This is a genomic window from Brasilonema sp. UFV-L1 (genome assembly GCF_012912105.1).
In the GTDB taxonomy this organism is placed as follows: domain Bacteria; phylum Cyanobacteriota; class Cyanobacteriia; order Cyanobacteriales; family Nostocaceae; genus Brasilonema.
In genome coordinates, this window is record NZ_QMEA01000115.1 from 1 (window position 1) to 26,023 (window position 26,023).

Consider the following 26,023-nt stretch of genomic DNA (forward strand, 5'->3'; position numbering starts at 1 on the left):
CTAGATATTAAGTTACAGTTCCTAGCCCTATCTATTGACGCCAGATACATCCGTTCTGCGGGACATTTCCAAAAACGTGTGTAACGCTTAGGATTTGTGTCAGCGATAGTCAGTAATTGTGTATCCGGTTCGTAGTCTGCCAATAAAGAAAAGTGACCACCACCTAATTTTATTCCGTGGGCAATGTCAACGTTAAAATTTAAGATGTGGATATCATTCTCGTCATTGACGGCTCTTTCGATTTCCGCCACAAAAGCATCAAGTGTCATATCCGCTTTGTCGAAATGCTCGACTGTGACGGAAATTGGTAAGTTCTTCGTTTCAATGTACTTGACGCTGGTGTCATAAGTCTCAGCGAGTGTCATACCGTCGTCTAAAACAGTCGCAATCGGTAGCCTAGTAACGTAGAAAATATCATCTATGTTTGTTGGGTGTCCCAGCGCTGTTAGTCCATAGGCGATCGCAGTGACGTTGCAGCATCTGTAGGTTGCTGAAATTCTGCCAATTTGATTGTTTCTAGGTCTTTTTTGCTCATTTGGGTGACTCCTTATCCAATCGAATCATAATCGGCTTTGCTTAACCAATGATTAAGGCATTAAGCTTTTGCTAATTGCGTAGACGGCACTTGTCAGGTGATATCTTTAAACCTCACAATTGATAAACTATCAGAAGTTTGTACAAATTACATACTTGTGAGCCTTGTGTTCAAGTTTTCTTCAGGGTGCCAACGTGACGATTAATTCCTTACTTCAACCCTTCCAACACTTTGGCGTTCACCTTGGATTGGAACGTATTATCAAGCTGCTGGCGAATCTTGGAAATCCTCATCACCAAGTTTCAGTCATTCATGTTGCGGGTACTAACGGCAAAGGTTCTGTTTGTGCTTACCTCAGTTCTATCCTCACTCAAGCAGGTTATCACACAGGACGCTACACTTCACCTCATTTGGTAGATTGGACAGAACGTATTTGCCTGAACGAACAGCCAATTTCCTCAGAGGAATTTTGCCAATTGTTACTGCAAGTCAAAGCAGCAATTTGGGAAGGAGAAGAGTCACCAACTCAATTTGAAGTCATTACAGCAGCTGCTTGGTTATACTTTGCACAAGCTAAAGTGGATGTGGCGGTGGTAGAAGTTGGATTAGGAGGACGTTTGGATGCAACAAATGTCTGCTCAAAACCTCTCGTCACTATTATCACCTCAATTAGTCGTGAACATTGGCAGGTTCTTGGTTCTACTGTTGGTGAGATTGCAACAGAAAAAGCTGGTATTCTTAAAGTTGGGTGTCCTGTTGTTGTGGGATCCTTGCCAAAGGAAGCAGAACAAGTTGTGCAAGCCCGTGCTTTAGAATTACAATGTCCCCTGATTACGCCTCAACCTTCCCGTCAAATTTCTCCAGGATGGGCAGAGTATGAAACAATTTATCATTCAAAACAACTTAAATATCCTTTACCACTACAAGGACAAATTCAGTTGACGAATTCAGCTTTAGCTTTAGCTGCTATGGAAATTCTACAAACGCAGGGTTGGCAGATTTCTGAGGAAGTTATTCTTGAAGGAATGGCAAATACAAAATGGTTGGGGCGAATGCAATGGACAACTTGGAAAAACCATAAATTGTTAGTAGATGGTGCTCATAACCCAGCCGCTGCTCAAGTTTTGCGAGATTATGTAAATACACTAAATGTTAAATCGGTTAGTTGGGTGATGGGAATGCTCTCAACAAAAGAGCATGGAGAGATATTCAAAGCTTTATTACGACCAAATGACCGATTGTATTTAGTGCCAGTACCAGATCATAGTTCAGCAAATCCTGGGGAATTAGCAAAACTTGCTTCATATATCTGTCCAGAATTAAGCTTTTGTCACACCTATCAAGAATTATTATCAGCCCTTGAGGTCGCTTTTGCTTCGACGGATAATTTAGTCATTTTGTGTGGTTCGCTGTATTTAGTTGGGCATTTTTTAGGAAGTGCAGAGGCAAAATGGTAAATAAATAATCTTTAGTCATCTACAAATGGAATAACGCTTTTATCAACATCTGGTTTTGCTCATCTGTACCAACCGTAATCCGCAGCTTCGCGAGTATCAAACACGTTCTTGCAAAATTGGGATGCTCCCTAGGCTTGAGCGTGGAAGCCAACAGAGGTGGGAGTTTGCTGTGGGCAGGTACGGTCTGTTGAGTATGTTACGCTTCGCTTGCTCTTGTCAGTATTATTAGGTACCTTAGAAAAGGTAATTTTCATTTTCAATTTTTATCATCATGATACACATTAACATTACGATTGGGGTTAACCCTCAGTGGAACTCGAACCCTGAACCCTCGGAACCCTCAAATAGAAAGTCTGTCCAAAAAGGGGCGGTGAGTGGAACATGGTCGTCGGGAGGTTATTCTGGGGAGTGGTCCTCGTCTGAAGAGGGTGGGTATTGGAGGAGTGGTCCTTATTCTGGTGGCTGGTGGATAAAAAAGTGAAAAAAATAGGTTGAAAATCATACCGTCAACTACCTACACGCTCCCTTCGGTGAGCGTGTAGGCTTGCAAGAATCAGCTTGCAACGCAAGAGATGACTAGCCCATGAGCCGCTACCTGATACGTACCTCCGGGCGTTTCCCTAACTCGGAACAACTACAAACTACCTGATTAGTAGTGCTTGCAGAAAGGACATTTTGGTAGCGGTGGGCTAAGGGACTTATAACTTACACGAAAGGATTATCTCTATGATTCGTGTTCCAATATTTAGATAGGGAAGAAGTGTTTTTTCTTCTTCCTACTTTTTTCTTACTTCTTTGTTTACATTAATTAACGCTTCTATTAAAATCTGGTTTTGCTCGTCCGTACCTACTGTAATCCGCAGTTTATCTTCTAACCCAGCTTGCTTGTAGTAACGTACTAAAATTCCTCGTTCTTTGAGAGTTAAGTAAAGAAACTCCGCATTTCCCTGTGGAGGAGTTGCCAAAACAAAGTTCGCCTCAGAATCAAGCACTCTCCATTCTAGATTTTTCAAATCTTGCGCTAGTTTCTTCCGCGAGATTTTCACTTTATCTGCACAAGCGTTTTTGTAAGCTTGATCTCGCATTGCTGCTGTACCGACTGCTTGGGCGATAGCTTCGCTGCTGCCTTCGGCAGATCGCATCAATATTATAACTATCTTTTACCTTAAATAAACCTGAACCAAGTTTTGGATTTACCACCCCAAAACCCATCCGCAAACCAGCCAACGAATACCCTTTCGACAAAGTACGTAACACAATCACGTTCTCGAATTCTTGCACCAACGGCAATGCCGTATACTCAGCAAAGTCAACGTAAGCCTCATCAATCACCACAATTCCTGACACTTGCTGCGCTAATTTTCGCAGTTCATCTAAAGGTACCACATGACCAGAGGGACTATTTGGAGAAGCAATAAACGTAATTGCCCCATTCGCCGCAACGAGTTCTTTGATTGGTAATTGAAAATTGGCAGAGTAAGGAATCTCAACTACTCGTGCAGGTTGTATGGCTGCTAAAGTTCGATACAGCACGTAGGTTGGTACGGGATACACAACTGTGCGATCGCTCCCCTCCGCACAACAGCGTATCAGCACATTCAACAGTTCATCGCTACCATTACCCACAATCACCCAATCTGCGGGTACTCCTAACACATTGCTCACCGCCTGACAAAACTCTGTTGCAAATGGATCCGGGTAGCGTCGTAGCCACTCACCATCTAAATTGTGCAGCACTTCCATTGCCTTTGGGGAAGGTGGATAGGGATTTTCATTTGTGTTGAGTTTGATAATTTTTGTTCCTGGTTTGGGTTGTTCACCTGGAATGTAGCCAGTCATCGCATCAATGGCAGGACGGAAGTAGCTCAACATTTAAGGTTGTCAAATAATGGCTTCATTGCTTAGTATCGCATTTGCCAAAAGCCAATACTTCTGTTGTGCCAAAATAAATACAGCAAATTGCAAGTCATAGGATGCTCTGCATTTCTACTCCTCCATACTTAAAAGCAGAGGCGTATGATTCCAGCCTACGGCTGTCACTCGTACACTCGCGCCTTGTGGCTCCTGAGTTCTGAGTTGTGAGTTCTTTTTGGTAAAATTAAACCTTGGATCGATAATTCAATCCAAGGTTTAATCTTTGTGTTTGCTTGCAATTGCTATTTACCAGTTAGCGGCTTTTCCCCTCTTTATAAGTCTGTCCTAACTGATTGCAAAACTAGCTACACTAAAATGCAGTTGATCCTCCTCACACAGGACGCACGCTCTTTATCTAACAATTGAAGACAGATACATAACTGTATCTTTACTATGAAAGATTAAATCTTTCATCTATTCATTAAGTTATCTACTCTTTTTTGATAATTTATCGCCCTTTAGATGTAAAAAAACTTCTTTTTTCTCAATCTTAAGACGTAAAAATCATCTATCGAAAATTCTCTGTGAGATTTGAGTTCTTCAGTTTCTCGTCTCACTCACTACTTGACAAATTATTAAGCGTCATTTGAGATTACGACTTTTGATGGATATAAATCGTGAACTGAAAAGCAGTAGGATAGAAAACTTAAATATTTCAGTGTTAATTTAAATATTTAAGTGTTAAATATTATCGGCAAACACAGATTAATTAAGATATACCATTATTAAATAGTGCTGGAGACAGCAAGGCTGAAGACTGGGTTATGACAATACAAATGCTCAATAATTTTTCTTTTGAATCATCTGATAAGTTTCGACATCTTCAATTAACTTTAGGGGAGCGTTGGAAAACAGTTGAAACATTTGATAGCGGTGACGCTGATATTGTCATTGTTCCCTCCATAAGCATTGACCAACGCGAACTACAGAAAGTTGAAGGTTGTGAACATTATGAAGAACGGTTGCTTTTCTCTTTAATTCGTCTGCAAAATCCCCGTAATAGACTTATTTACATAACATCATTACCATTGCATCCTAGTATCATTGATTATTATTTGCAATTATTACCTGGAATTCCTTTTTCTCACGCGCGCAATCGCTTGCTACTACTTTCGACTTACGATTCTTCTCTCAAACCCTTGACGCAAAAGGTTTTGGAGCGCCCTCGCCTCATAGCGCGGATTCGTCAAGCTTTAAGGCTTGAGAAATCATTTATGATATGCTACAATGCTACAGAACTAGAAGGGGAATTGTCCCTAAAAATAGGAGTACCACTTTACGCGGCTGCACCTGATCTGCAAATATGGGGAACTAAAAGTGGTAGTCGGCAAATCTTTGCAGAAAGTCGTGTTCCCCATCCGGATGGTAGCGAGAGAGTTTGGAACCAACTGGATTTAGCAAAAGCGGCTGCTGATTTATGGGAGCGTCAACCAAGATTAAAACGGATGGTGGTGAAACTCAACGAAGGAGTTTCCGGAGAAGGGAATGCTCTGTTAGACTTGAGACCAATTATGAGTTTAGCACCTGGGGAAGCTTCTCATACTGAACGCGTAGCAGCGATGGAAGAGCGTTTTCAAAGAATGAGCTTTCAAGCCAAACAAGAAAATTGGGAAAACTTTTCGGGACGGATCGCTGAGTTAGGAGCAATTGTTGAGGCGTTTGTAGAAGGAGAAATCAAGCGATCGCCTAGCGTGCAAGGACGTATTACACCGGGTGGCGAGGTAGAAATCCTCTCAACTCACGACCAAATTCTGGGTGGGCCAGACGGTCAAATTTATTTGGGTTGTCGATTTCCTGCAGATGAAGTCTATCGACTGCAATTACAGCAAATTGGGTTAAAAATTGGCAGAAATTTGGCAGCAAAAGGCGCATTAGAAAGATTTGGAGTTGATTTTATCGCCGTTGACAAAGGTAACGAAGAGTGGGACATTCAAGCAATTGAAATTAACCTACGCAAAGGCGGTACAACTCATCCGTTTATGACTCTAAAATTGTTGACGAATGGTCGTTATGACCTTTCGACAGGTTTGTTTTATAGTCAACAAGGGCGTCCCAAATACTACATTGCAACTGACAACCTGCAAAAAGACCGCTATCGAGGGCTTTTGCCTAACGATTTGATGGACATCATCGCTCACCACAGGCTACACTTTGACACCGGAACCGAGACAGGAACAGTCTTTCATTTGATGGGTTGTCTTTCTGAGTTTGGTAAGTTGGGATTGACAAGCATAGGCGACTCTCCACAACAGGCAGAAGAAATTTACAACAGAGTCGTCAAAGTCTTGGATGAAGAGACTTCCAGCAACAATAACGGTTTGTGTTCGTCATTGGAATATATCTTCCCTACTAGCACCGGATGGGTGTAGTTGTTAGTTGTCAAAAAAGACAACTCATGACTAATGACTAACTAGGAACCATTTCCCAGTCCACAGTTATGTACAATCGACTCAGGCTATGTCTTTGAACGCTTGTGTCCCACATCAATCAAAATGCAGTTCATTGCATTAATTCAGATTGTCCGCGTCCTTATCCCCAACCCTGGGGAAACAAATTTTGTCACACCTGTGGCGCACCAGTACATCTTTTAGATCGTTATGTCCCACTCCAGCGTTTGGGTTCAGGCGGTTTTGCCCAAATTTATACAGTTTGGGATCAAAAGACACAAACAGAAAAAGTGCTGAAAGTCTTGATGGAAAGTTCACCCAAGGCGCTGGAATTATTTACCCAAGAGGCGGCGGTTCTAAGAACTTTGCGACATCCAGGTGTTCCCAGAGTCGATGCTGATGGGTATTTTTCTGTAGAGATGTTATCTGCAACAACTGTACAAAATCATCTCAAGCCCCATCATTTCCATTGTCTGGTAATGGAGAAAATTAATGGTCAAACTCTTGAGGAAATTTTCCAAGAGTATCCCCAAGGGTGTTCAGAGGTGTGGATTTTAAACTGGCTTATCCAAGCTGTGGACATTTTACAGGAGTTACACACTCGCAAGATCATTCATCGCGATATCAAACCTTCTAATTTAATGCTGCGTGCTTCCCAAGCTTCTCCCAACAAAAAGGGAACAAGGAGAGATGAGCAACTGGTGCTGATTGATTTTGGTGGAGCAAAACAATATAATTCCAACTTGTTTGGTAACAAACCTTCTTCAACCAGATTATATTCTTCTGGCTACAGTCCCCCAGAACAAATTGTTGGAGGTATTATCGGACCTAGTGTTGATTTTTATGCTCTTGGTCGAACGATGATTGAGATGTTAACAGGTAAATCTCTCTCTGATTTGCAGAATCCCGCAACTGGGGAGTTGGTTTGGCGCAATCGGGTGAATGTCAATTCTCAACTCGCAGACTTGTTAGAAGACATGATACAAGAGGACGTGCGATCGCGTCCAGCAAATGCAGCAATCCTTCAAAAACGTCTCGTCAAAATTTCTGGAGTCTCACCACAGCCAGGGATATTTTCCAAAATACAACAATCTTTTCGACAAAGTTTAGGACAAGCCCAGGGGATATTAGTTCAAGTAGAAGACTCAGTTGGGCAAGCACTAACTCACTCTGCTCATGCCGTAAGTCAAACAACTCTCTTTATATTAAAGGCGATTTTCAACGTTTTTCTTGCTTGTCTCGACACATTTTGGACAATGCTTATCACTGGTATTGGCGCTAGTGTTGGTACCATCGGTGGATTTGCTTTAGCGTCACAGACAACCATAGACGAACAAATTACCAGATTAATATCTCATCAACTACCCACACTGATTTTAACAACTCCACGTGTCTCAGGCGCAGAACTTCTTTTGTTTGCCGGGGCTGGCTTAGGAACAGCATGGGGACTCACGCTTGCGGGAGGTTTTGGTCAGAAGCGACGGTTTTTTGTCATATCATTTATGGGGATTATCAGTTATGGATTCGGTTGGCTTGTTTTACAATTAATCACACCAGAACAAGGTGATGAAAGATTAGTCGGATTAATTTTGGCTGCTGTTTCTCTGCTCACCATTAGTTTGGGTTTTCGTAGCCATCATATTGTGTACGCTATCATTTCTGCCTTTGGTACCGCTATTGTTTTTGCAGTTTTATTTTTTTTAGGATTTCCAACAAATTTATTTGACTTCCTTCACTCACTCAACTGGAACGAACTCTGGCTTCCAACGACTTTTTTTGGCTTTGTCGGTGTTGTTTTGAGTTTTTGGTTGGGAGTGAGTCATTACCTTATTGTTCCTGGATTGCGCTTGCTGGGCTGGCGTTAGTTTTGCAGGAAGCACAACCAGGGGAAGTAGGAAAGCTGCAGAGTTATATCATTTGCGCTTGCGTCGGAGTGATTTAACACTTTATTTTTAAAAACTCTACACTCCTTTGCGTCAGCCGTTATATAAAGCCTACTCAAAGCTACTCAACAATCTTCATTGCTTATCACTTTGAGTTTCGTTTACTTCCTGCTTCATCCAGAACTGTCGGCAGCACTCTGTCCACAGGCTAACACCATCTAACTGATGGCTTTTTCCAAATTGATAGAGGCGTTTAAGTCTCTATCGCACTCAAAACCACATTGGTCGCAATGGAACACTCGCTCATTTAAGGTGAGTGTTTCTTTTATGGTTCGGCAGTTGGAACAGGTCTTACTGCTAGGGAACCATCTGTCAACTACAACCAACTCTGAACCCCTAAATTCCGGGCCTCAAAGTGTGTCTTAACCGTTTCACTTCGGTTAGAGGAGTTTCACCCTGGCGTATTTATTGTAACACAGTCTGGACTGCAACTAAAGTTGCCACGCATTCATGAGGACAGTAATTGATGAGTGTTTCCCGACAGAGGTATCTGTCCGTCCCACCTAGAAGGGGATGGGCTTTCTGCTTCCAGCACTGTAAATATTTTTGCCGATCTACTTATGGTTGTCCAGTTTTATCTAGACTTTTCCCAACCCTCAAAATTCCCACTTGTGCCAGTTACTAATCATCCGATAGATTGATGACTGATGATACACAACTATCCACAAGAGTAATTTTGTTTGGCAAACTTCAGTTCAATACTCAAAATTTGATAACTTCGTATTCATCTAAAAAAATGTTTATTTGTCAAATACTTTTAGATACATTTATCTGCGTTTGAGAGTGATTTTTAAAGCTATATTTTTTTGAGAAAAAATTATAAGGCAACATTCTATTTAACAAATCTTTAAACTTTTTTATAGTAAAAAACCGAATTTATATGTTAATTTTCAGGTATGTTATGTAACAAAGTAGTTTCCACATTACTAACAGAAAACTATGTTTGTGCGAAGCTTTTTTCTCCAAAAAAAATATTTGGAGAAACTAAGCAAAGTTAGGAATTTGTTTCTTGAGGCAACTAAATTTTGTATTAGCTATAGGAATCCTATTTGATTGATGAACTGACACTCAGTACAGTTTAAATTCCCTTTTCCCTGTTAAGTGTTCCCTGTTCCTTACCTCAACTAGTCTGTTCATAAACCAAACAGGATTTCTATATTAGTAGATAACTTCCAAAGAAATCAGAATGATTTTTGATTCATAATAATTGACCGGCTAAATAGAGTTTTTCATCACTTTTGGGCACTTTGATCCGCAATACCCAATGGGTTTGCCAAATCTTTTGTTGATTTGTGTCTACAATCTTGTTTTGTTTTACTACTAACAGTAGTCTCTTTCGCTCATATCTCTGAGCAAGAAATAAAAATTAGGAACACCAGATGGCATTGTTCATTGTTGAAGATCAGGTGCAAGGCAGTAGCATGTTTTTAAAAGACTTAGAGGCGACAGCGTTCAAGAGTTCCGACTCAAAAAATAATTTTGTCAGCATAAAACAGACAGGAAAACCACTTCCTGAAAATGATGTAGTTTGTGAAATAAAAATGCCTGAACTTAATGCTTCCGGTTTGATAAAAGTGCTGTATCAAGGCTCTGTCAGAGCAATTATTCCTTTCAATTTTGTCAGCCCTAATACAAGTAACCTTGAACAGCACCAAGATATGAATTTGGAAACAGATGAATATTCAAACAAGTCTTTTGCTCTAGAGGAATTCTTGAGAAAGATATCTGACTTAAGGGAACTCTCCATCTACACTGGTAGTTTGGAAGAACAAAGTATTTTCAACAAGCATTGGTGTGTTACTCTGTCTGAGCAGGTGTCTGAGCCATCTCCGGTTAAAACAACAAACTCAACAGACCATAACTCAATATTTTCTACTGATTCTTTACTGAGTCAAATATTTGATTTTATTGAGAAGAATTATGATTCAGCTATCACTCTTTCCAATGTTGCTCAGGCAGTAGGCTACTCCGCAAGTTACTTAACAGATTTAGTGCGACGTCACACCGGAAAAACAGTGAATCATTGGATCATTGAGCGCCGAATGGCAGCAGCACGTGTTTTACTGCTAGAAACCAACGAAAGTGCAAATCAGATTGCTTTAACAGTTGGTTATCAACATGAGGGTCATTTCTTTCGCCAGTTTCGCCAGTACCACGGAACCACTCCTCAAGCTTGGAGAAAGATGCAACGCTCCCAGAAGTAGCATCGAATAAAAGCGAAAAAATTGCGAGTCTCACAAAAAGATTCTTGAAAGCGCTTTAAAGAGTAGGATCTCAAAGAGGGGAGGGGGAACTCCGTGGACATTGCACAGGACTTCCTTGGTCATACCCCTCCAGGGGCGCTGCGCTAACGCTATCAACCAGTCCACAGGCTCTCACCGACTAACTGCAACTCGGTATTCGCAGGTAGATGGCTTCTACCTGCCCGTTCATTGGCTAACATCTGCATGCCTATCTGCATTGAAATATGCAGATATTACGCATCTATTGTGAAACTTTATTCAGAACTCCAACTTCGATCTCGAAGTCGGGGTGTTTTTTTACGAATCATTTATCGTACGTAAAAAAGTTCAATTAACTATTGAGGGTTATTCACTACAATGCTGAAGTTTGTATAAGTTCATCCATGACATCGAACATAAATCATAAAGTTTTAGTAAAGTTTGTCAATAGTGGTACGAAAAAAATGTGATTCTTTATCCAGAAAAAGTGCATTGTATTGGAATTGTGAAAAATGTAACATAATGACCGTAAACTTCCAGCTTTAAAAAGTCATATGTCAGACATCAATCTACCTACTCAAGACCAAATGTCTGCTCAAGAACTAACTAGAGAAGTTCTGATAGCTGACGAAGATGGGCGAGCATTCCTTTGGCGTTGCTGAATCCATGTATGAAAAAGATGTCGTGTGATTCCAAACCCTTGTAGAACTTTCGGATGGTATGTCTCTACACTTGGATTCATACTTCAAATCAGCAACGCCATTCCTTTAAACACTTTTATTGAAGCAATAGATGCTTTTAGAGCAGCTACATCTTTTCGATTTTTCGCTTGACTGATCCTTAATAGTGACGTATTTAATGCGTCTAATGCCAGTTTGGCCTTCATTTGGACTTAATTTTTGTATAAGTCCTAATGGTTCATTTTTAACTGACAATGTTATTGCGTGAAAAATCGTCGAATGAAACTTATATATCGTAGGTTAGATGTAGTGGTAACGTTAATAATTAAAATTATAAAAACTGATAATAATTTATCTAAAAAAATGAAATACAAGAGATTTTTGTGTGTTGACAACATCTTAAAAAATTGTTATTTGTAAATAGGTATTAGGCAGAAATTACACACATTTTTTGGAGTTGAATTATGACTAATGTCAATCAAATCAGTTTCCAAGCCACCAGTAATCAGAAAGTTATTGTTCAGGAACTGATAGAAGGTGAATTAGAAGGAATAGTGGGAGGAGTTGATTCTAGAGTTTCACAAGAATCTGTGGTTACAGTTAATGGAAGTGACTCTACCATTAACGATTCTAGTCAACAAATAGTAAGCGACAGTGATAAAAAATCATCTCAAAACAGCGGATTTTTTCCATTTATTTGGATAAACGTTGCAGGTTTCAAAATTTCATTTTGACCTGCAGACATTGCAATGAATTAGCATTCACGACAAATCTATTTAAACTGTAACTGTTCACGGGGTGATCAAAAAATATCCAACATGAAATCGCACGAAATCACTACTATAACCAGGCGATATTTGATTTTTTCTGGATAATTTTGAAGAGGAAAAACCGCTATAGCGGGCTGCCAATTGTCTTTTTGGCATTTAGGAAAAAGACCTACTCCCCGTGAACGGTTACATTTAAACTCACGCTTTGTGCATGCAATAAAAGTATGTATCCCTGACTTCTAAAGAAGTCGGGGATATTGTTTTTCATGAATCATTTGGTATGTTTTATCTTGCCTAAGCTGTAGGGACTTGTAATATCTGTAAGTAACTTTAAAAAAAGTTTGTTTGTAGATTTACTGTCTACTTTACACATTAAATTTGAATTTATTAATAGCTTGATAGCTATTTAAGTATTTCTCTTTCTCCTATCTTTTTTTTTATTAATTAGAGATTTTTTGGATTTGAATTTTATAATTTTAATCAGTCTAATCTTTAAAATATTTTTCTGAACTTCATGTTTTCTTTATAGATCTTTTTTGTCAATATATGTACTATATAAATGTAGTGAGATTGCAGCAGGAAATAACCAAAAAATAAGGTTGTTAAATGTCAGATATTAAGTGAATTTTAACAACAAGACTAATAAAAAAATAGCAGAGAACTATCAAAGCCTCGAAAGATTTTTTTATTAGCAATGATTGGTTAATAAAATGAAGTCATTTCACTATCGCAAAACTATTTTGTACAAGGAAGGAACTTTTATGTCAGTTGTAAAATTTGAGCAAGAAACACTCGCAGTTGTGACCGAGTTAGCTGATGAAGAGATCTATGGAATTGTAGGAGGATACGGTACAGACGTCAATAATAAGACTAAAGTTGGGGTTGAAGCCAAAGGTGAGAACGTACAAGTATCCACTCAAGTTGGCCAGGCAACAGTAATTGGTAAAGGAGATGCTAAGGTTTATCAATCTTCAAATCAAGAGATTGATAAGAGCAAAGACAGTGCGTACATCAATTATGGCTCGTTCTAGGTACTAGGTTATCTCCATAGTACGCTCAAGTTGAGTTACCACCTCAACCAAAAGTCACTAAGCGCGGTTTGTATTGCCAAAAACCCCTCTATCATGATTTGTATCATCACTACAAATCAAAACAGCACTAGGCTAGAAAGTATGCAAGTTATAGATTATTTCGTTAAGACAGTTATTAACCAGTAGTCCTTTGCCAGATGCTGCGAACAACTGACAAAGGACTAAAAACGACCCTTACGAATAAGTATACGAGCATCTTAAACATAGTGGTCTGAGATTTTCTGGCTGCAAAACCTGCTACAACGTTGCGTGAACATTGGCGGGTGTAAGCTGGATAAAAGTGAAAGGTCAAATGGTAAGAGACCTTCTCTTATTATCCCTTACTTCTTACCTACCCGTCAATATTCCCCTAAAAAATCAATAAAATTGTGGTTCTGACAGGAGCCATTTCTTGTTTATGCAGAATTGAAGCATCAAAAATTTTTATTTCCTCAGCCTTCGACCTTTCATTAGATGGTAGGTTGATTTTCGTATATGGATTAGAACTTACGCACGGTGACGAAATTGCCTGCACAGCGTTGACGTAAGCCTTTGGGCAGGATACAGAGCAATAGCGCAGCGTACTCCTTACCTGACTTTTCACGGGAAGTTCTCAAACCAGGAAACAGTGTGGTTTTTTCCACACCCTTATTGCCAATAGTGGTTAATTCATGACTAGGAGCAACGGAAAAATCAGGTTTTGGAAAACTCTCATTTAGGACGTTTTCCACATGCCGTGAAAAGTCAGCTTTCCTAACGAAGACACTGATGCGTAGCTTGCTTCCCTGTAGGAGTACGGAGAATCTGTAGGGTAGCAATCTCAAACCTTGATTTTACGTCGAGAGTGCATAAGTCCTATGCATAATAGTACGCCAAACCAAACAAAACGTTACGATTGCTTACCCTTTATCAAAGCTGTAACTTCTAAAGTTGCGGTAGCAGAATGGGATGGTCTGTGGTGATTAATCAAAAAAGCGACCTGTTCCGCAAAGAAGCTTTAGAGCGTGCTTCTTCGCCTGAAGAATTAGATCAAATCATGCAGGTAGTCAGCCCGAAAAATTGGCTACCTATAGTTGCTGTTGGTTCGTTAGTGGCGACGGGGCTGACTTGGAGTTTTTTAGGTCGAATCCCAATTACGGTAACGGGTACTGGAATTATAGTCTATCCCAGTACAATTACCTCATTTCAGTCACCGGTTGCAGGTAAATTACAAACAGTCAAGGTTCGGGTCGGCGACTTTGTAAATAAAGGAGATATATTGGCAACGCTAGACCAAAGCGAACTCACCAAACAGCTACAACTACAACGTTATAAATTACAGCAACTACAAACAGAAGATCGCGCTGCTAGTTTAGCGCAACTACAGCGGCAAAACGCAGACAAAGAAGCGATTAAACAGCAAAGCGAATCTTTGCGGCAAAACCTTCAGGCAGTACAGAAGCTAACACCGATTTTAAGAGAGAAAGGGCTAAATTCGATTCAACGCGATCGCGCCAACCAAACACAAAGTTTAAAAGCACTGCGAGAACTGCTACCTACTTTCCAACAAAGATTGAACAACCGTCAGCAGTTATTAAAGGAAGGAGCAGTTGCTGGTGATACGGTACTACAGGCACAGCAAGATTATTTAAATGCTGTGACACAAATTAATGAAGCCGAATCGCAGCTCAAGCAACTGGATGTCAAGGAAGCAGATGCACAAAGACAATATCTAGAGAATCTGAACTCAATTAAAGATTTGCAAGCACAGTTAAAACAACTAAATAGTAAAAAAGCAACTGCGGCGCAACAAGACCTAGAAGCAGTAACTACTCGCAAAAAAGAAATTCAGGAAGTCCGGCGCAATATTGCTCAATTAGCACTGCAACTGTCGAGTAGCAGCTTAATCAAAAGTAGCTACTCTGGACGGATTTTAGAAATTTCGGCAACTCCAGGACAGGTTGTCTTACAGGGTACACCCATAGGAACGATAGCCGCACAACAGCGATCAGCTCAACCTATGAGTGTGGCATTTTTTTCTGTTGGCGATGGCAAGCAAATTCAACCGGGAATGCAGTTACAAGTCACGCCTAGTACAGTGCAACGGGAACGCTTTGGTGGCATCATTGCTGCTGTCACAGATGTCTCAGCCTTTCCTGTGACTAAACAGAATGCATTAAGTGTAGTCGGTAATACCGAATTTGTGGAAGGTTTAATGTCACAAGGACCGCAAATCTTAATTACTTCCCGACTGCAATCAGACTCTTCGACCTTCAGCGGCTACAAATGGTCTTCTTCTCAAGGACCACAGATGAAAGTCACTTCAGGAACTACTACCTCAGTACAAGTCACTGTGGAAGAACGCGCCCCGATTACATTTGTCCTACCGCTTTTAAAATCCTGGAGTGGCATTTCGTGATACTGGGGATGAGAAAAATGATGTGATACCATGTCCGGCGGAACACAAACCATACCGTTTCATTATTTTGATGACTATAAATTAAATCACAGTCAAAATTTTTTAAAAATATTTTTATGTTCTGGCAAAATCTAAGAAATATATTAAAGCGATCTGCGCTCCGCGCAGCAGCGAAGCTATCGCGTAAAAATAAGCGGTGTCGTACTCCTACTCTGCTGCAAATGGAGGTAGTAGAATGTGGGGCTGCTGCTTTGGGAATTATTCTAGGTTATTACAATCGCATTGTCCCACTGACGGAACTAAGGCAAGCGTGCGGTGTATCGCGGGATGGAGTTAGTGCTTTAAATATCTTAAAGGCTGCTAGAAACTATAAACTCAGCGCCAAAAGCTTTAAGACCAACTTAGCTGGCTTGTCGCAGTTAAAATGTCCCTATATTATATTTTGGAACTTTAATCATTTCCTAGTTGTAGAGGGATTCGGCAAAAAGCAAGTTTATCTCAATGACCCCGCTATGGGACGGCGTGCTGTTTCCCTACAAGAATTTAATGGTGCTTACACGGGTGTCGTACTAGTTCTAGAACCTGGTGCAGAATTTCAACGCGGAGGACGCAAGCCCAGCACAATCTTAGCTTTGTGGTCACGGCTGCGAGGTTCTCTTAGTGCATTGATTTACTGCGTGCTGGCAGGATTTTTGCTAGTCATTCCCGGACTGGCGCTACCTGCATTCTCCCAGGTATTTGTAGACAACGTGTTGATTGAGCATCGGTATGAATGGTTGCACCCGCTAATTTTAGGCATGATTCTTACAGCCGGACTCAATGCGTTTTTGACGCTCTTACAGTTGCAGTTCTTGCGGAAGATGAAAATCAAATTGTCCGTGGGGATGAAGAGTCGGTATTTGTGGCACATTTTACGCTTACCTCTGAGTTTTTATGATCAGCGGTATGCTGGGGAAATCAGTAGTCGTATACAGCTCAACAATAGTATAGCCGATATGCTTTCGGGTGAGTTAGCGACTACAGTGATTGCAGCAGCATCTGTATTTCTATATGTAATAGTGATGTTGCAATATGATGTGGTACTAACCTTAATTGCGATCGCTTTTGTTGTTATAAACCTTGCTGCCTTGCAGTGGGTGAGAGGGCGACGCGTAGATGCCAATATTAAACTCATCCAAGAACAGGGAAAAGTTAGCGGCGTAGAGATTTCTGGTCTTCAAAGTATGGAGACCTTAAAAGCATCTGGGTTAGAATCAGATTTTTTTTCCCGGTGGGCGGGTCACTATGCCAAAGCCATCAACACGCAGCAAGAATTACAAGAAACAAACCAGACAATAGGTGTTTTACCATCTTTTCTCTGGGCGATCGCTTCCATGCTACTTTTAGCTATAGGCGGTTTGCGAGTCATGGATGGAGCTTTGAGCATCGGAATGTTAATAGCCTTTCTTGGCATGATGCAAAGGTTTTTCGCTCCGGTAAGTAATCTCATCAACCTGGGAAGTGAACTCCAAGAGATGGAAGGTAATCTCACTCGCCTTGATGATGTCTTACGTAATCCCATTGATCGGCAACTTGAGCAGAGGGGCCCAGGAGCAGAAGGGCAGAGGGACCCAGGAGCAGAGGGAGAAATAAATTTTTCCTTATCTTCCTTGTCTTCCTTGTCCCCCAGCCGACACCGAGGTGAGCTAACATCCCCCTATCCTCTGCCCAAACTCAGGGGATACGTTGAATTACGCAATGTGACATTTGGCTATAGCCAAATTGCTCCGCCGCTGATTGAAAATTTTAATCTTTTGCTCAAGCCAGGGCAGCGAGTTGCTTTGGTAGGTGGAAGTGGTTCTGGAAAGTCTACTATTGCCAAACTTTTGTGTGGGCTATACCAACCGTGGCAGGGAGAAATTCGATTTGACGACAAACCCAGAGAGCAAATTTCTCGCCAAGTACTAGCCAATTCTATTTCTGTTGTAGAGCAAGAGATTTTGTTATTTGCTGGGAGCGTCAGAGATAACTTGACGCTTTGGGATACTACAATTCCTGAGAGTCATCTGGTTCGAGCTTGTCAAGACGCAGAACTTCACGATGTCATCCTTTCACTGCCAAATGGTTACAATTCCGACCTTTTGGAAGGTGCTACCAATTTGAGTGGTGGTCAGCGACAGCGGCTAGAAATTGCACGTGCTTTGGTGAATAATCCTAGTATTCTGATCATGGATGAAGCCACTAGCGCCTTAGATAGCGAAACAGAAAAGAACGTCACTCGTAATCTGCGGTTGCGCGGTTGCACTTGCGTCATCGTGGCACATCGACTCTCAACCATCCGAGATTGTGATGAAATTATTGTCCTTGATCAGGGCAAGATAGTCCAACGGGGAAGCCATGAAGAATTACAGCAAGTTGAAGGGCTGTACTTACAATTAATCCGCAGTGAGGGAAGTGAGGAGCACCCGGTGTGGGGAGATCTTGAGGCAGGGGAGCAAATCAATTCAAAATTCAAAATCGCGGAGCGTCCTGAGCGAAGCGAAGGATCTAATTCAAAATTAGAAGACTCTGCCAGCCTACGGCGACTGGGGGTCCACTTCGTTAACGGTAGTCCCTCCAGGGGCGCTGCGCTAACGCTAACATCTCCCTCATCCCTGTTGTCTTTTTCAAATCTCAAAGGACAACACTACCGTTTACAATGTAATGAATCGCTACTGCTAGATGACCCACAGACAATTTGGCTAGTGAAATCTGGTTGCTTGGCGCTATTTGCGATTGCAGTTAATAATAGAATTCCAGAAGGTACCCGTCGCTATTTATTTAGTAGCACAGCAGGGCAGGCGATGTTTGCTACTGCACCAAGTTTGGAAGGCAAGCAGCAAGAGATTTTAGCAGTGTCGCTTGAGGAGACAGAAATTCTCAAAGTATCCAGAGCCGACTTTAACCAGTTGTTTGCTAACGCTAACACAGAAGTAGTCACTCTGATAGAACGCTGGATTTATCAATTAGGTTCGGTACTTGCTGGCATCACTACACCAACGACACCAACATCGCTTCCCAAAGTCCGCCACTTCTCCTTAGTCGAAGACCAAATATTCCAGCCCCATCAAATATCATGGGTGCAACTCCTGCAAGGACGTGCTAAATGGATGGGGTTTGAGGAACTGCCGTTAACCCCTGCATCAGGAATCTTGCCTTTAGGTGCGAATATGTGGCTACAAGCAGATAACACTGTTGAACTGAAAAGTATTCACACCTTAGAAATCCAAGATATCAATTCTTTGTTAGGCGGTTTGTCTCAATTACAAACTTATTTCCTCGATTGTATTAATCTGCTCCAACGGCAGGAAGTGGATGCAGAATTACTGAGATTTCAAGCCAGAGAACGTCTTGAGAGGCAAGTGATGCAAGAGACGTTAGCAGAATTAGCATCTGTATTGCCACAGCCAAGGTCAGACAAGCTAAATAATCGTTTAGGATTTAGTAGTAGTCTTGATTCAACTGACCCAAATCAAGCCTTACTAATTGCTGCTGGTGCCGTAGGACGAGCATTAGGAATTAAGATTCGTCCCCCAGCTGCCTTAGAAGATTTATCACGAGTGCAAGATCCTGTAGAAGCGATCGCCCGCGCTTCGCATATCCGCGTGCGGCGAATTCAGTTGCGAGACAACTGGTGGCAAAAGGATTGCGGGGCGATGTTAGCATTTACGCTTGAGGACAAACTGCCAGTAGCACTATTACCAGTGTCTGCTACGCGTTACGAACTCTACGCCCCTTGGGAACAGAGGCGCATTAGTGTGGATGCCCGCATAGCAACAGCGTTAGCTTCCACTGCCTACGCATTCTATCGACCTTTACCTGATAAACAACTGAAAACTCTTGATTTGCTTCAGTTTGCCCTTCAAGGTCATTACAAAGAACTAATTATAATTTTAGTGATGGGAATGAGTGTCAGCTTATTAGGAATGTTGACACCTCAAGCTACAGCTATCCTCATCGACAAAGCTATCCCAGATGCTAATCGGGGGTTATTAAGCCAAATGGCTTTTGGTTTGATAGCTGCTGCCTTTGGCGGAATGCTGTTTCAACTAGCCCAAGGGCTGGCGATGATTAGGCTAGAAACTTTTGCCGATTCCTCCACCCAAGCCGCAGTGTGGGATCGATTGTTAAAGTTAAAGGCTTCCTTTTTTCGCTCCTTCTCAGTTGGTGATTTGGATTCTAGAGTCACGACTATTACTAAAATTCGCCAAAGACTGGGTAATACAATCTTAAAAACAATCTTCTCCAGTTTGTTCTCGCTACTCAATCTGGGACTATTGTTCTACTACAGTCTTCCCTTAGCTTTGATAGCTTGTGTGGTAGCATTGATAAATATTGCTGTCACAATCATCTCTGGTATTCTCATTGTCCGCAAAGTTCGCCCTCTACTAGAGCAAGAAGGACAAATCTTTGGTGTGATGGTGCAGTTAATTAATGGAGTTGCCAAACTCCGAGTCGCCAAAGCTGAAGCCCGTGCCTTTGGTTATTGGGGAAAACAGTATACGCATCAATTGAAATTGATGCTAAGTACGCAGGGCATTGAAGACAGTGTCACCGTCATCAATCAGGTGTTACCTGCATTAACGACTGCAGCCCTCTTCTGGTTTGCTACTAGCTTAATTGGGCAGTCCCAAGTTCCTGGAGGATCTAGTTTATCGACTGGCACTTTTTTAGCATTTAACGTCGCTTTTGGCACTTTTGTTAACGGAGCCACTAGCTTGAGTAGCACAGTTGTGGAAATTTTGCAAGTCTTGCCTTTGTGGCAACGTGCTCAACCGATATTGCAAGCTGAACCGGAAGTCAAGTCTGATCAGGCAGATCCAGGAAGGCTATCAGGTAGATTAGATGTAGATCGGGTATCTTTCCGCTACCGCGATGATGGTCAATTAATCTTGGATAATGTCAGTATCCACGCCCAAAGCGGAGAATTTATTGCCATTGTCGGGTCTTCAGGTAGCGGGAAATCAACTTTATTAAGGTTACTTTTGGGATTTGAATTCCCAAAATCTGGTACGATTTCTTACGATGGACAAGACTTAGCAGGGTTAGATGTCCACGCTGTGCGCCGCCAATTAGGTGTAGTACTGCAAAATAGTCGCTTGATGTCAGCCTCTATTTTTGAGAATATTGCCAGTAATGCAGCCCTTACGATGGATGAAGCTTGGGAAGCAGCCCAAATGGCAGGTTTCGCGGATGATATTGCGGCGATGCCGATGCAAATGCATACAATCGTCAGTGAGGGAGGTAGTAATCTCTCCGGCGGACAACGACAGCGGCTGTTAATTGCTCGCGCTTTAGCATTAAAACCCCGCATTTTGTTATTTGATGAGGCTACCAGTGCGCTTGATAACAGAACTCAGGCGATTGTTAGTGAAAGTTTAGATAAACTGCAAGTTACCCGAATCGCGATCGCCCACCGACTGAGTACAATCCGTAACGCTGACCGCATCTATGTACTCCAAGGAGGTCGAATTTTGCAGCAGGGTCGTTTTGAGGAACTGGCTAAAGTTGAGGGGCTATTTGCTCAGTTGATGGCGAGGCAGATGACGTGACAATTCAAAAATCGTCTTGGAAAGTTTGCTCTGTCGGGAAACGTTACCCCACCCCCGTAAAGCTACGCTTTACGTCCCCTCCCCTTACTAAGGCTACGGTATACACACCGAAGCGCTCAAAACCTCACCCTAGCTTTTAGCTGCGCTAAAATCTTTCCCTCTCCTTAATAAGGAGAGGGATGCCCGATAGGGCAGGGTGAGGTTCCGAATTTTGAGTAATTCGATGACTTGTGTGTACACCGTAGCTTACTAAGTAGTAGTGTAGGGTGGGCACTGCCACTAAAATCCTCATATCGTGGGCAGGATCTGACTGGCAGTGCCCAACGCCAGATACCTCTGTCGGGAAACCCTCATCAAGTACTGGCTCCCCTACGTGTGTTTCTTACTTAACAATTGTGTCATCCTATCAATCCTGTCCCACACTTAGTACAAAAGTTGCAATTAGCCGCATTATGATGACCACAATTGGTACAAACAATATGATTTTGAACTTGTGGAACAGAAGCTTCTACTGGAATTGCTTGAACAAGTGCTAGATTTTTTGACCATAAGAATTAGCAAAATGCTGACGCAACAAATCATGGATAAAGCGATAACTACCACCGACTCGTTGTAGAAATAGGCGATTGGTGCAGTAGTCGAGAAATTTGGCATAATTCCAAGGAGCGTAACCATTAGCCCAGAGAATTACGCGCAAAACGAAATGTTTGATAGCAGGTGTTCCACTTTTGGGTATTGCAATAAGCAGTCCAAAAAAGACTCCAGATCCTAGACTAAAAATTAGTGCTTTCTCTAAATTAATATCTGGTTCTTGAAATTTTTTCATGACAAATATTAATAATGTAGATAGTAAACAAATTCCTGATGAGATAATAATAGTGTTAATAACTGATTGGCGAATACCTTGATTAGGAAGAATTTTATTTTCAATGTCTTGCCCATAAATTCCAGAAATCAGCCCAACAATCAGCCCAACAATCAGCCCAACAATCAGGTTAACAATCAGCCCAATAATCAGCCCAATAATCAGCCCAGAAGAATATTTTTTTAGAGAGAATCTTATCTTTTCCACAGTTTGAATTTCATCTCTAATCAGCCCAGAAATCAGCCCAGAAATCAGCCCAGAAATCAGCCCAGAAATTAGCCCAGAAATTAGCCCAACAATCAGCCCAACAATCAGCCCAATAATCAGCCCAATAATCAGCCCAGAAATCAGCCCAGAAATCAGCCCAACAATCAAATTATAAACAACTTTTTGAATTTTATTTTTCAACCAACTGGGTTGCATTCCTTCAATCAAAAACTCTGTTACACTTTCCTCACTCAACCTTTGTGCCAACCAACCTAACCAGCGTTTAGTCTTTTCTTGATTAGGTCGTTTTTTATCTTTATTTTTTTTATCCTTGTAAGGACGTTCCAGCATTCTAATGACGTAAGCCTCAAATAGATCGCTTAGCCGTTCCTGAGAAGACTTGAACTGCTGCCATATTTCTATTGATAGTTCTTCAGCAGAAAGTACAATAATCATTAAGAAAAGTGGTGTTTTAGCTAATTTTCTTAACTCTTCATTCTGATTAATACTGTCGCACAATTGTAAATGACCTGTCTTTTGTAAATATTGGTAGACTTGCTCTTGAGTAAAAGGGCGTAATTCCAGAGAATTATTTAGTTGAAGCAAAGCTTTATAACGTTGATACTCTTGTATACGACTGCAAACAACTAAAGGATTGCTCCATCCAGAGTTTATAAAATCATTAATTTTGATAACGCACTTTTCTTGACGTTCTGCCGCTAGTTCATCCAAACCATCTAGGAGGGGTATAATTTCTTGATTCTTTACTAACTGTTTACCAATATCCTTCCGTACCCCATATTTATCCTTAAGCTGCTCAACTAACCAATCTTTAATATTTTGAGTATCATTCTTCCAAGTAGCTAAAGAAAACAACACGGCTATGGGATATGCAGAGTCGTTTTTAGCACGTTTTACTAACTCCTCTGCTAACTTAAGAAGCATGGTAGTTTTTCCAACACCAGGCTTTCCCAGAATTAATAACCTGCCTCCAATATCAGGTTCGTCAAAAACTGTAGTTATTTCCGTATTTGTTAAATGAACTTTTGGTTTTGAGCCTACCTTTATCTCACTCTCCCAAGGTAATTCAATTTGTTCTGGGTTTTGCTCTGCATCTAAAACAATATAAACTCGGTTATGAAGAGAACTCTCTATCCGGCTTTCAACTTCCAAGCTAACCTGTTTTAACAACTCTTGTCGAATTCGAGAATACTTTGCTGAGGTTAATGCTTCATTACTACTTTGGCGTCCAAAAAGTACAAAGTTATTGTTTAAGAAATTATTCCTTCCTCGAACAGAATCGCCCTCAATATAATCACCTGAATTTTGATAATTTCCAGAAATATTTCCTTGTATATGACTGCCTTGAATGCGTTTATTATCGTTGCCAGGGCTTATGTTGCCGTTATTTTCTGGCTGTTTATTTTCTGTCATAGTCTTATCTAAGTAAAGTTATTTAATAGCAAATAAAGTAAATGACTGCATTCGGAACCTCACCCTGCCCTCCGGGCATCCCTCTCCTTACTAAGGAGAGGGAAAGATTTTAGCTACGCTAAAAGCAAGGGTGAGGTTTTGAGTGAGATGTGTGTACACCGTAGCCCCTTACCAAGCGGAGGGTTAGGGAGGGGTTTAATTATCTTTAGTTTTCTGCCAATCTTCCAAAGCGCCAATGACAAAACTAGCTGCAGGATGACTCAAAAATTGCTCAAAAGCTTTAACACTGCCCGTTTTTAATGCACTAAGTATCCGTTCTGCTAAAGTAGGATTATTTTCAATCAGCTTAATAGTTTCGTTTGCTATTTGCACCTTTCCAGAAAAGGTATCTGTAGAGTAAGTCTTGTCCAACTGTTCTAGTAATTTCTGAATTTCCGCAGCAGATTCAGCAAGGTTTTGTTTCTCAATTATGCCATTGTAATTTCCCTCAATGTAATTGCCGGAATTATTATAGTTACCAGAAAAATTTCCTTGTATATAACCGCCTTGAATACGCTTATTATCGTTATGATCGCCTGCCATGTTTGGTTTTTGCTCCTTGGAATTCGGTGAGAATAAAGATTTAGATTGATTTCGATTTTTTATAGCTGGAATCAAATCGCCCGGAATATTATTAAGGTCAATATTGTTACAACCAAACTTAAAAGCATCTGCATAAGTTCTACCAGCACCAATCGCATCATAAAATCCCACAGAGAATTTAATGGCAGTGTTATCTGGAATAGCACTATTCATGCCAATAACGCAATCAATATACTGATAAATAGCGTTACTCTGATTTTCGGAGTAGCAAGCGTTGAGCAAAATACACTCAACTTTGTCTTTGAATAACTCAAATAGTTCTGTAAGTGCTTTTGTACTAACCAGTTGCATTTGTCCAAAGTCATCCTCCAAAACTATGCCACTAGGTTGCAAGTGTCGAGGAACAATGTCACGTTCTCTAGTTTCTTCCTGATGATTATTCAACAAACTATTTCCAGTTTTGATCCCGTGTCCAGAGAAATGTACAATCTGTGGTTCTTCGTCTAACAAAGCACGACGCAAATCATTAATCCGAACAGCCCATTTGGTAATGACTTGAAATTCTTCTCTGCTTCTGGAACGTTCCAATGCTGATTGGATTTCCCGCACTTCTTCATCCAAACGAAGCTGATCTGTATTTTTGGGATTAGCTGATAATATCAAAATCTTTTTCATATTCTTTTTTTGAGAACAACATCGGAGATTTTGGCGGGGAAAATCTCAAATAAAGAACACATCAGCCAATACGGTTCGGATAAGCACGCTTGACAGAAACCCGGTTTCTTCTAGAAACCGGGTTTCTAAGCACGCGAACTACCCTTAATCGAACCGTATTGACACATAAGCATCAAATTCTTATGTAAGAGCTATATAGAAAATAGTTTCACACAAAACTACAAATGTATGAGACCTGATTCCGGCTAAATACCTGGGAAGTTGAAGTTTTCCTGTTAGTACAGCATTTCATTAATTCGTAGCAGATTAAATTTGACGAAACTCTGCGTCCCTACCCTGCGGGAAGGCGAAACGCCTATGCGGATTCCTTCGCTACCTGGTGCGTTTAAAAAAGTTATGAACTCATATCATGTCCGCTTAAAGACTTGTCATTGCGGCGAAGTCTGGGGAATGTCGGCTAAAAATAATTTCCCCCCAGCCGTTCTTATATGTGGCCCGAGGGGAAAAAATAAATCGTAGACTATAGAGTTTCTGTATATATCCGAAGATGATTCTATTCTATAAACTGCGTTCACTTTTGTACAGTGCAATTCTAATAATTTACGTAAATTTAACAACTTCTTTATGAGTTCTTTATTCTTATTCTGTGTTGAACTCGTCTTATATTAAGTATAGCACTACATCTAAGACCACATTTTCTAACTTGAGTTTATTTGTAAAAATATGAACATTAAAGTTGCCACAACTACGGTTCTGTTCACTTTTTTTGGATTAACAGCACAAGCCTTTGCACTCAACGAGCAAGACTTGGAACTTTTGAAGACAACTAATGTTTGTCCTCGTTGTGATTTGAGTGGTGCTGACTTGTCTCGAGCTAATTTAAGTGGAGCCAATTTGCGAGATGCAAACTTGAAGGGTGCTAATTTATCTCAGGCAAACCTCAAAAATGCTGATCTTACAAGTGCAAATTTAGAAACTGCGGTATTAACTTCCGTCAACCTATCGGGCGCTTCCCTGACAGGTGCGAATCTCAAATCAGCGTCTATGGAAAATGCCAATTTGACTTCTACTGGGTTTATAGGTGCCAATTTGGAAGCTGCTAACATCACAGGAGCAAAAGTACTGTATACAAACTTTCGAGGCGCAAATTTCCGTTTGACCACAATGCCTACAGGGCTTGTCACTTCTGATAAATTTTATGAGTGGTCACTACAGCGTCCAACTCAAAAAGAATGTAGTAAGTTCACCGCTGACAAAGTTCCTGGTACAACCTGTTACGGAGAATAGGGGGAGTCGGGGGAGTCGGGGGAGATG

14 protein-coding genes and 2 pseudogenes are annotated in these 26,023 nt (G+C 41.0%); 10 read left to right on the forward strand and 6 right to left on the reverse strand.

The genetic code is table 11. From position 1 onward, the window contains the following. Positions 1 to 365: phytochelatin synthase family protein (locus DP117_RS25670; RefSeq protein WP_248277827.1), on the reverse strand; the 365-nt coding region annotated here is incomplete at its 3' end. Positions 366 to 729: 364 nt separating this feature from the next. Here DP117_RS25670 and DP117_RS25675 point away from each other — a divergent pair. Next, the gene (locus DP117_RS25675) at positions 730 to 1,992 is read left to right on the forward strand and encodes a folylpolyglutamate synthase/dihydrofolate synthase family protein (protein ID WP_169221054.1); all 1,263 of its coding nucleotides are present in this window, start codon (positions 730 to 732) and stop codon (positions 1,990 to 1,992) included. A gap of 776 nt (positions 1,993 to 2,768) precedes the next feature. Here the strand turns inward: DP117_RS25675 and hisC are convergent. Then, positions 2,769 to 3,864: pseudogene (hisC, locus tag DP117_RS25680) on the reverse strand (histidinol-phosphate transaminase). Between the two features lie 806 nt (positions 3,865 to 4,670). On the opposite strand from hisC, the gene DP117_RS25685 reads away from it, so the two are divergent. Both DP117_RS25685 and DP117_RS25690 read left to right on the forward strand, forming a co-directional pair. Further along, entirely contained in the window at positions 4,671 to 6,275 is a 1,605-nt protein-coding gene (locus DP117_RS25685; RefSeq protein WP_169221055.1) for a peptide ligase PGM1-related protein, read from the forward strand. A 104-nt stretch (positions 6,276 to 6,379) separates the two neighbouring features. Beyond that, entirely contained in the window at positions 6,380 to 8,158 is a 1,779-nt protein-coding gene (locus DP117_RS25690) for a bifunctional serine/threonine protein kinase/MFS transporter (RefSeq protein WP_169221056.1), read from the forward strand. Positions 8,159 to 8,394: 236 nt separating this feature from the next. Here the strand turns inward: DP117_RS25690 and DP117_RS25695 are convergent, their stop codons facing one another. Further along, on the reverse strand, positions 8,395 to 8,562 hold the full coding sequence (locus tag DP117_RS25695; RefSeq protein ID WP_248277828.1) for a transposase: 168 nt from the start codon (positions 8,560 to 8,562) through the stop codon (positions 8,395 to 8,397). A gap of 1,053 nt (positions 8,563 to 9,615) precedes the next feature. Between DP117_RS25695 and DP117_RS25700 the strand changes: the two genes are divergently transcribed. The 3 genes from DP117_RS25700 (at position 9,616) to DP117_RS25710 (ending at position 12,939) form a co-directional block, all read left to right on the forward strand. Further along, on the forward strand, positions 9,616 to 10,440 hold the full coding sequence (locus DP117_RS25700) for a helix-turn-helix domain-containing protein (protein WP_169221057.1): 825 nt from the start codon (positions 9,616 to 9,618) through the stop codon (positions 10,438 to 10,440). 1,162 nt (positions 10,441 to 11,602) lie between these two features. After that, complete coding sequence (locus DP117_RS25705) at positions 11,603 to 11,872, forward strand: hypothetical protein (protein ID WP_169221058.1); 270 nt, start codon at positions 11,603 to 11,605, stop codon at positions 11,870 to 11,872. Between the two features lie 797 nt (positions 11,873 to 12,669). Continuing rightward, entirely contained in the window at positions 12,670 to 12,939 is a 270-nt protein-coding gene (locus DP117_RS25710; protein WP_169221059.1) for a hypothetical protein, read from the forward strand. Positions 12,940 to 13,478: 539 nt separating this feature from the next. Here DP117_RS25710 and DP117_RS25715 read toward each other — a convergent pair. Then, on the reverse strand, positions 13,479 to 13,709 hold the full coding sequence (locus tag DP117_RS25715) for a hypothetical protein (protein WP_169221060.1): 231 nt from the start codon (positions 13,707 to 13,709) through the stop codon (positions 13,479 to 13,481). A gap of 227 nt (positions 13,710 to 13,936) precedes the next feature. On the opposite strand from DP117_RS25715, the gene DP117_RS25720 reads away from it, so the two are divergent. The 3 genes and pseudogenes from DP117_RS25720 to DP117_RS36520 all read left to right on the forward strand — a co-directional run bounded on the left by DP117_RS25720 (position 13,937) and on the right by DP117_RS36520 (position 20,946). Then, entirely contained in the window at positions 13,937 to 15,376 is a 1,440-nt protein-coding gene (locus DP117_RS25720; RefSeq protein WP_169221061.1) for an NHLP bacteriocin system secretion protein, read from the forward strand. A gap of 116 nt (positions 15,377 to 15,492) precedes the next feature. Further along, positions 15,493 to 17,808, forward strand: a pseudogene (locus tag DP117_RS36515) (NHLP family bacteriocin export ABC transporter peptidase/permease/ATPase subunit); the annotation flags it as partial. A gap of 201 nt (positions 17,809 to 18,009) precedes the next feature. Next, positions 18,010 to 20,946 (forward strand): NHLP bacteriocin export ABC transporter permease/ATPase subunit, encoded by a 2,937-nt coding sequence (locus tag DP117_RS36520; protein ID WP_248277831.1) that lies wholly within the window; start codon positions 18,010 to 18,012, stop codon positions 20,944 to 20,946. Positions 20,947 to 21,478: 532 nt separating this feature from the next. Here the strand turns inward: DP117_RS36520 and DP117_RS25735 are convergent. Further along, a complete protein-coding gene (locus DP117_RS25735) occupies positions 21,479 to 23,452 on the reverse strand; it encodes an NACHT domain-containing protein (RefSeq protein ID WP_169221063.1) in 1,974 nt (657 codons plus the stop codon). Positions 23,453 to 23,647: 195 nt separating this feature from the next. Further along, the gene (locus DP117_RS25740; protein ID WP_169221064.1) at positions 23,648 to 24,709 is read right to left on the reverse strand and encodes a CHAT domain-containing protein; all 1,062 of its coding nucleotides are present in this window, start codon (positions 24,707 to 24,709) and stop codon (positions 23,648 to 23,650) included. A 723-nt stretch (positions 24,710 to 25,432) separates the two neighbouring features. On the opposite strand from DP117_RS25740, the gene DP117_RS25745 reads away from it, so the two are divergent. Then, positions 25,433 to 25,996: a pentapeptide repeat-containing protein gene (locus tag DP117_RS25745; protein WP_169221065.1), complete on the forward strand. Its 564-nt coding sequence runs from the start codon at positions 25,433 to 25,435 to the stop codon at positions 25,994 to 25,996. Positions 25,997 to 26,023: the final 27 nt, after the last annotated feature.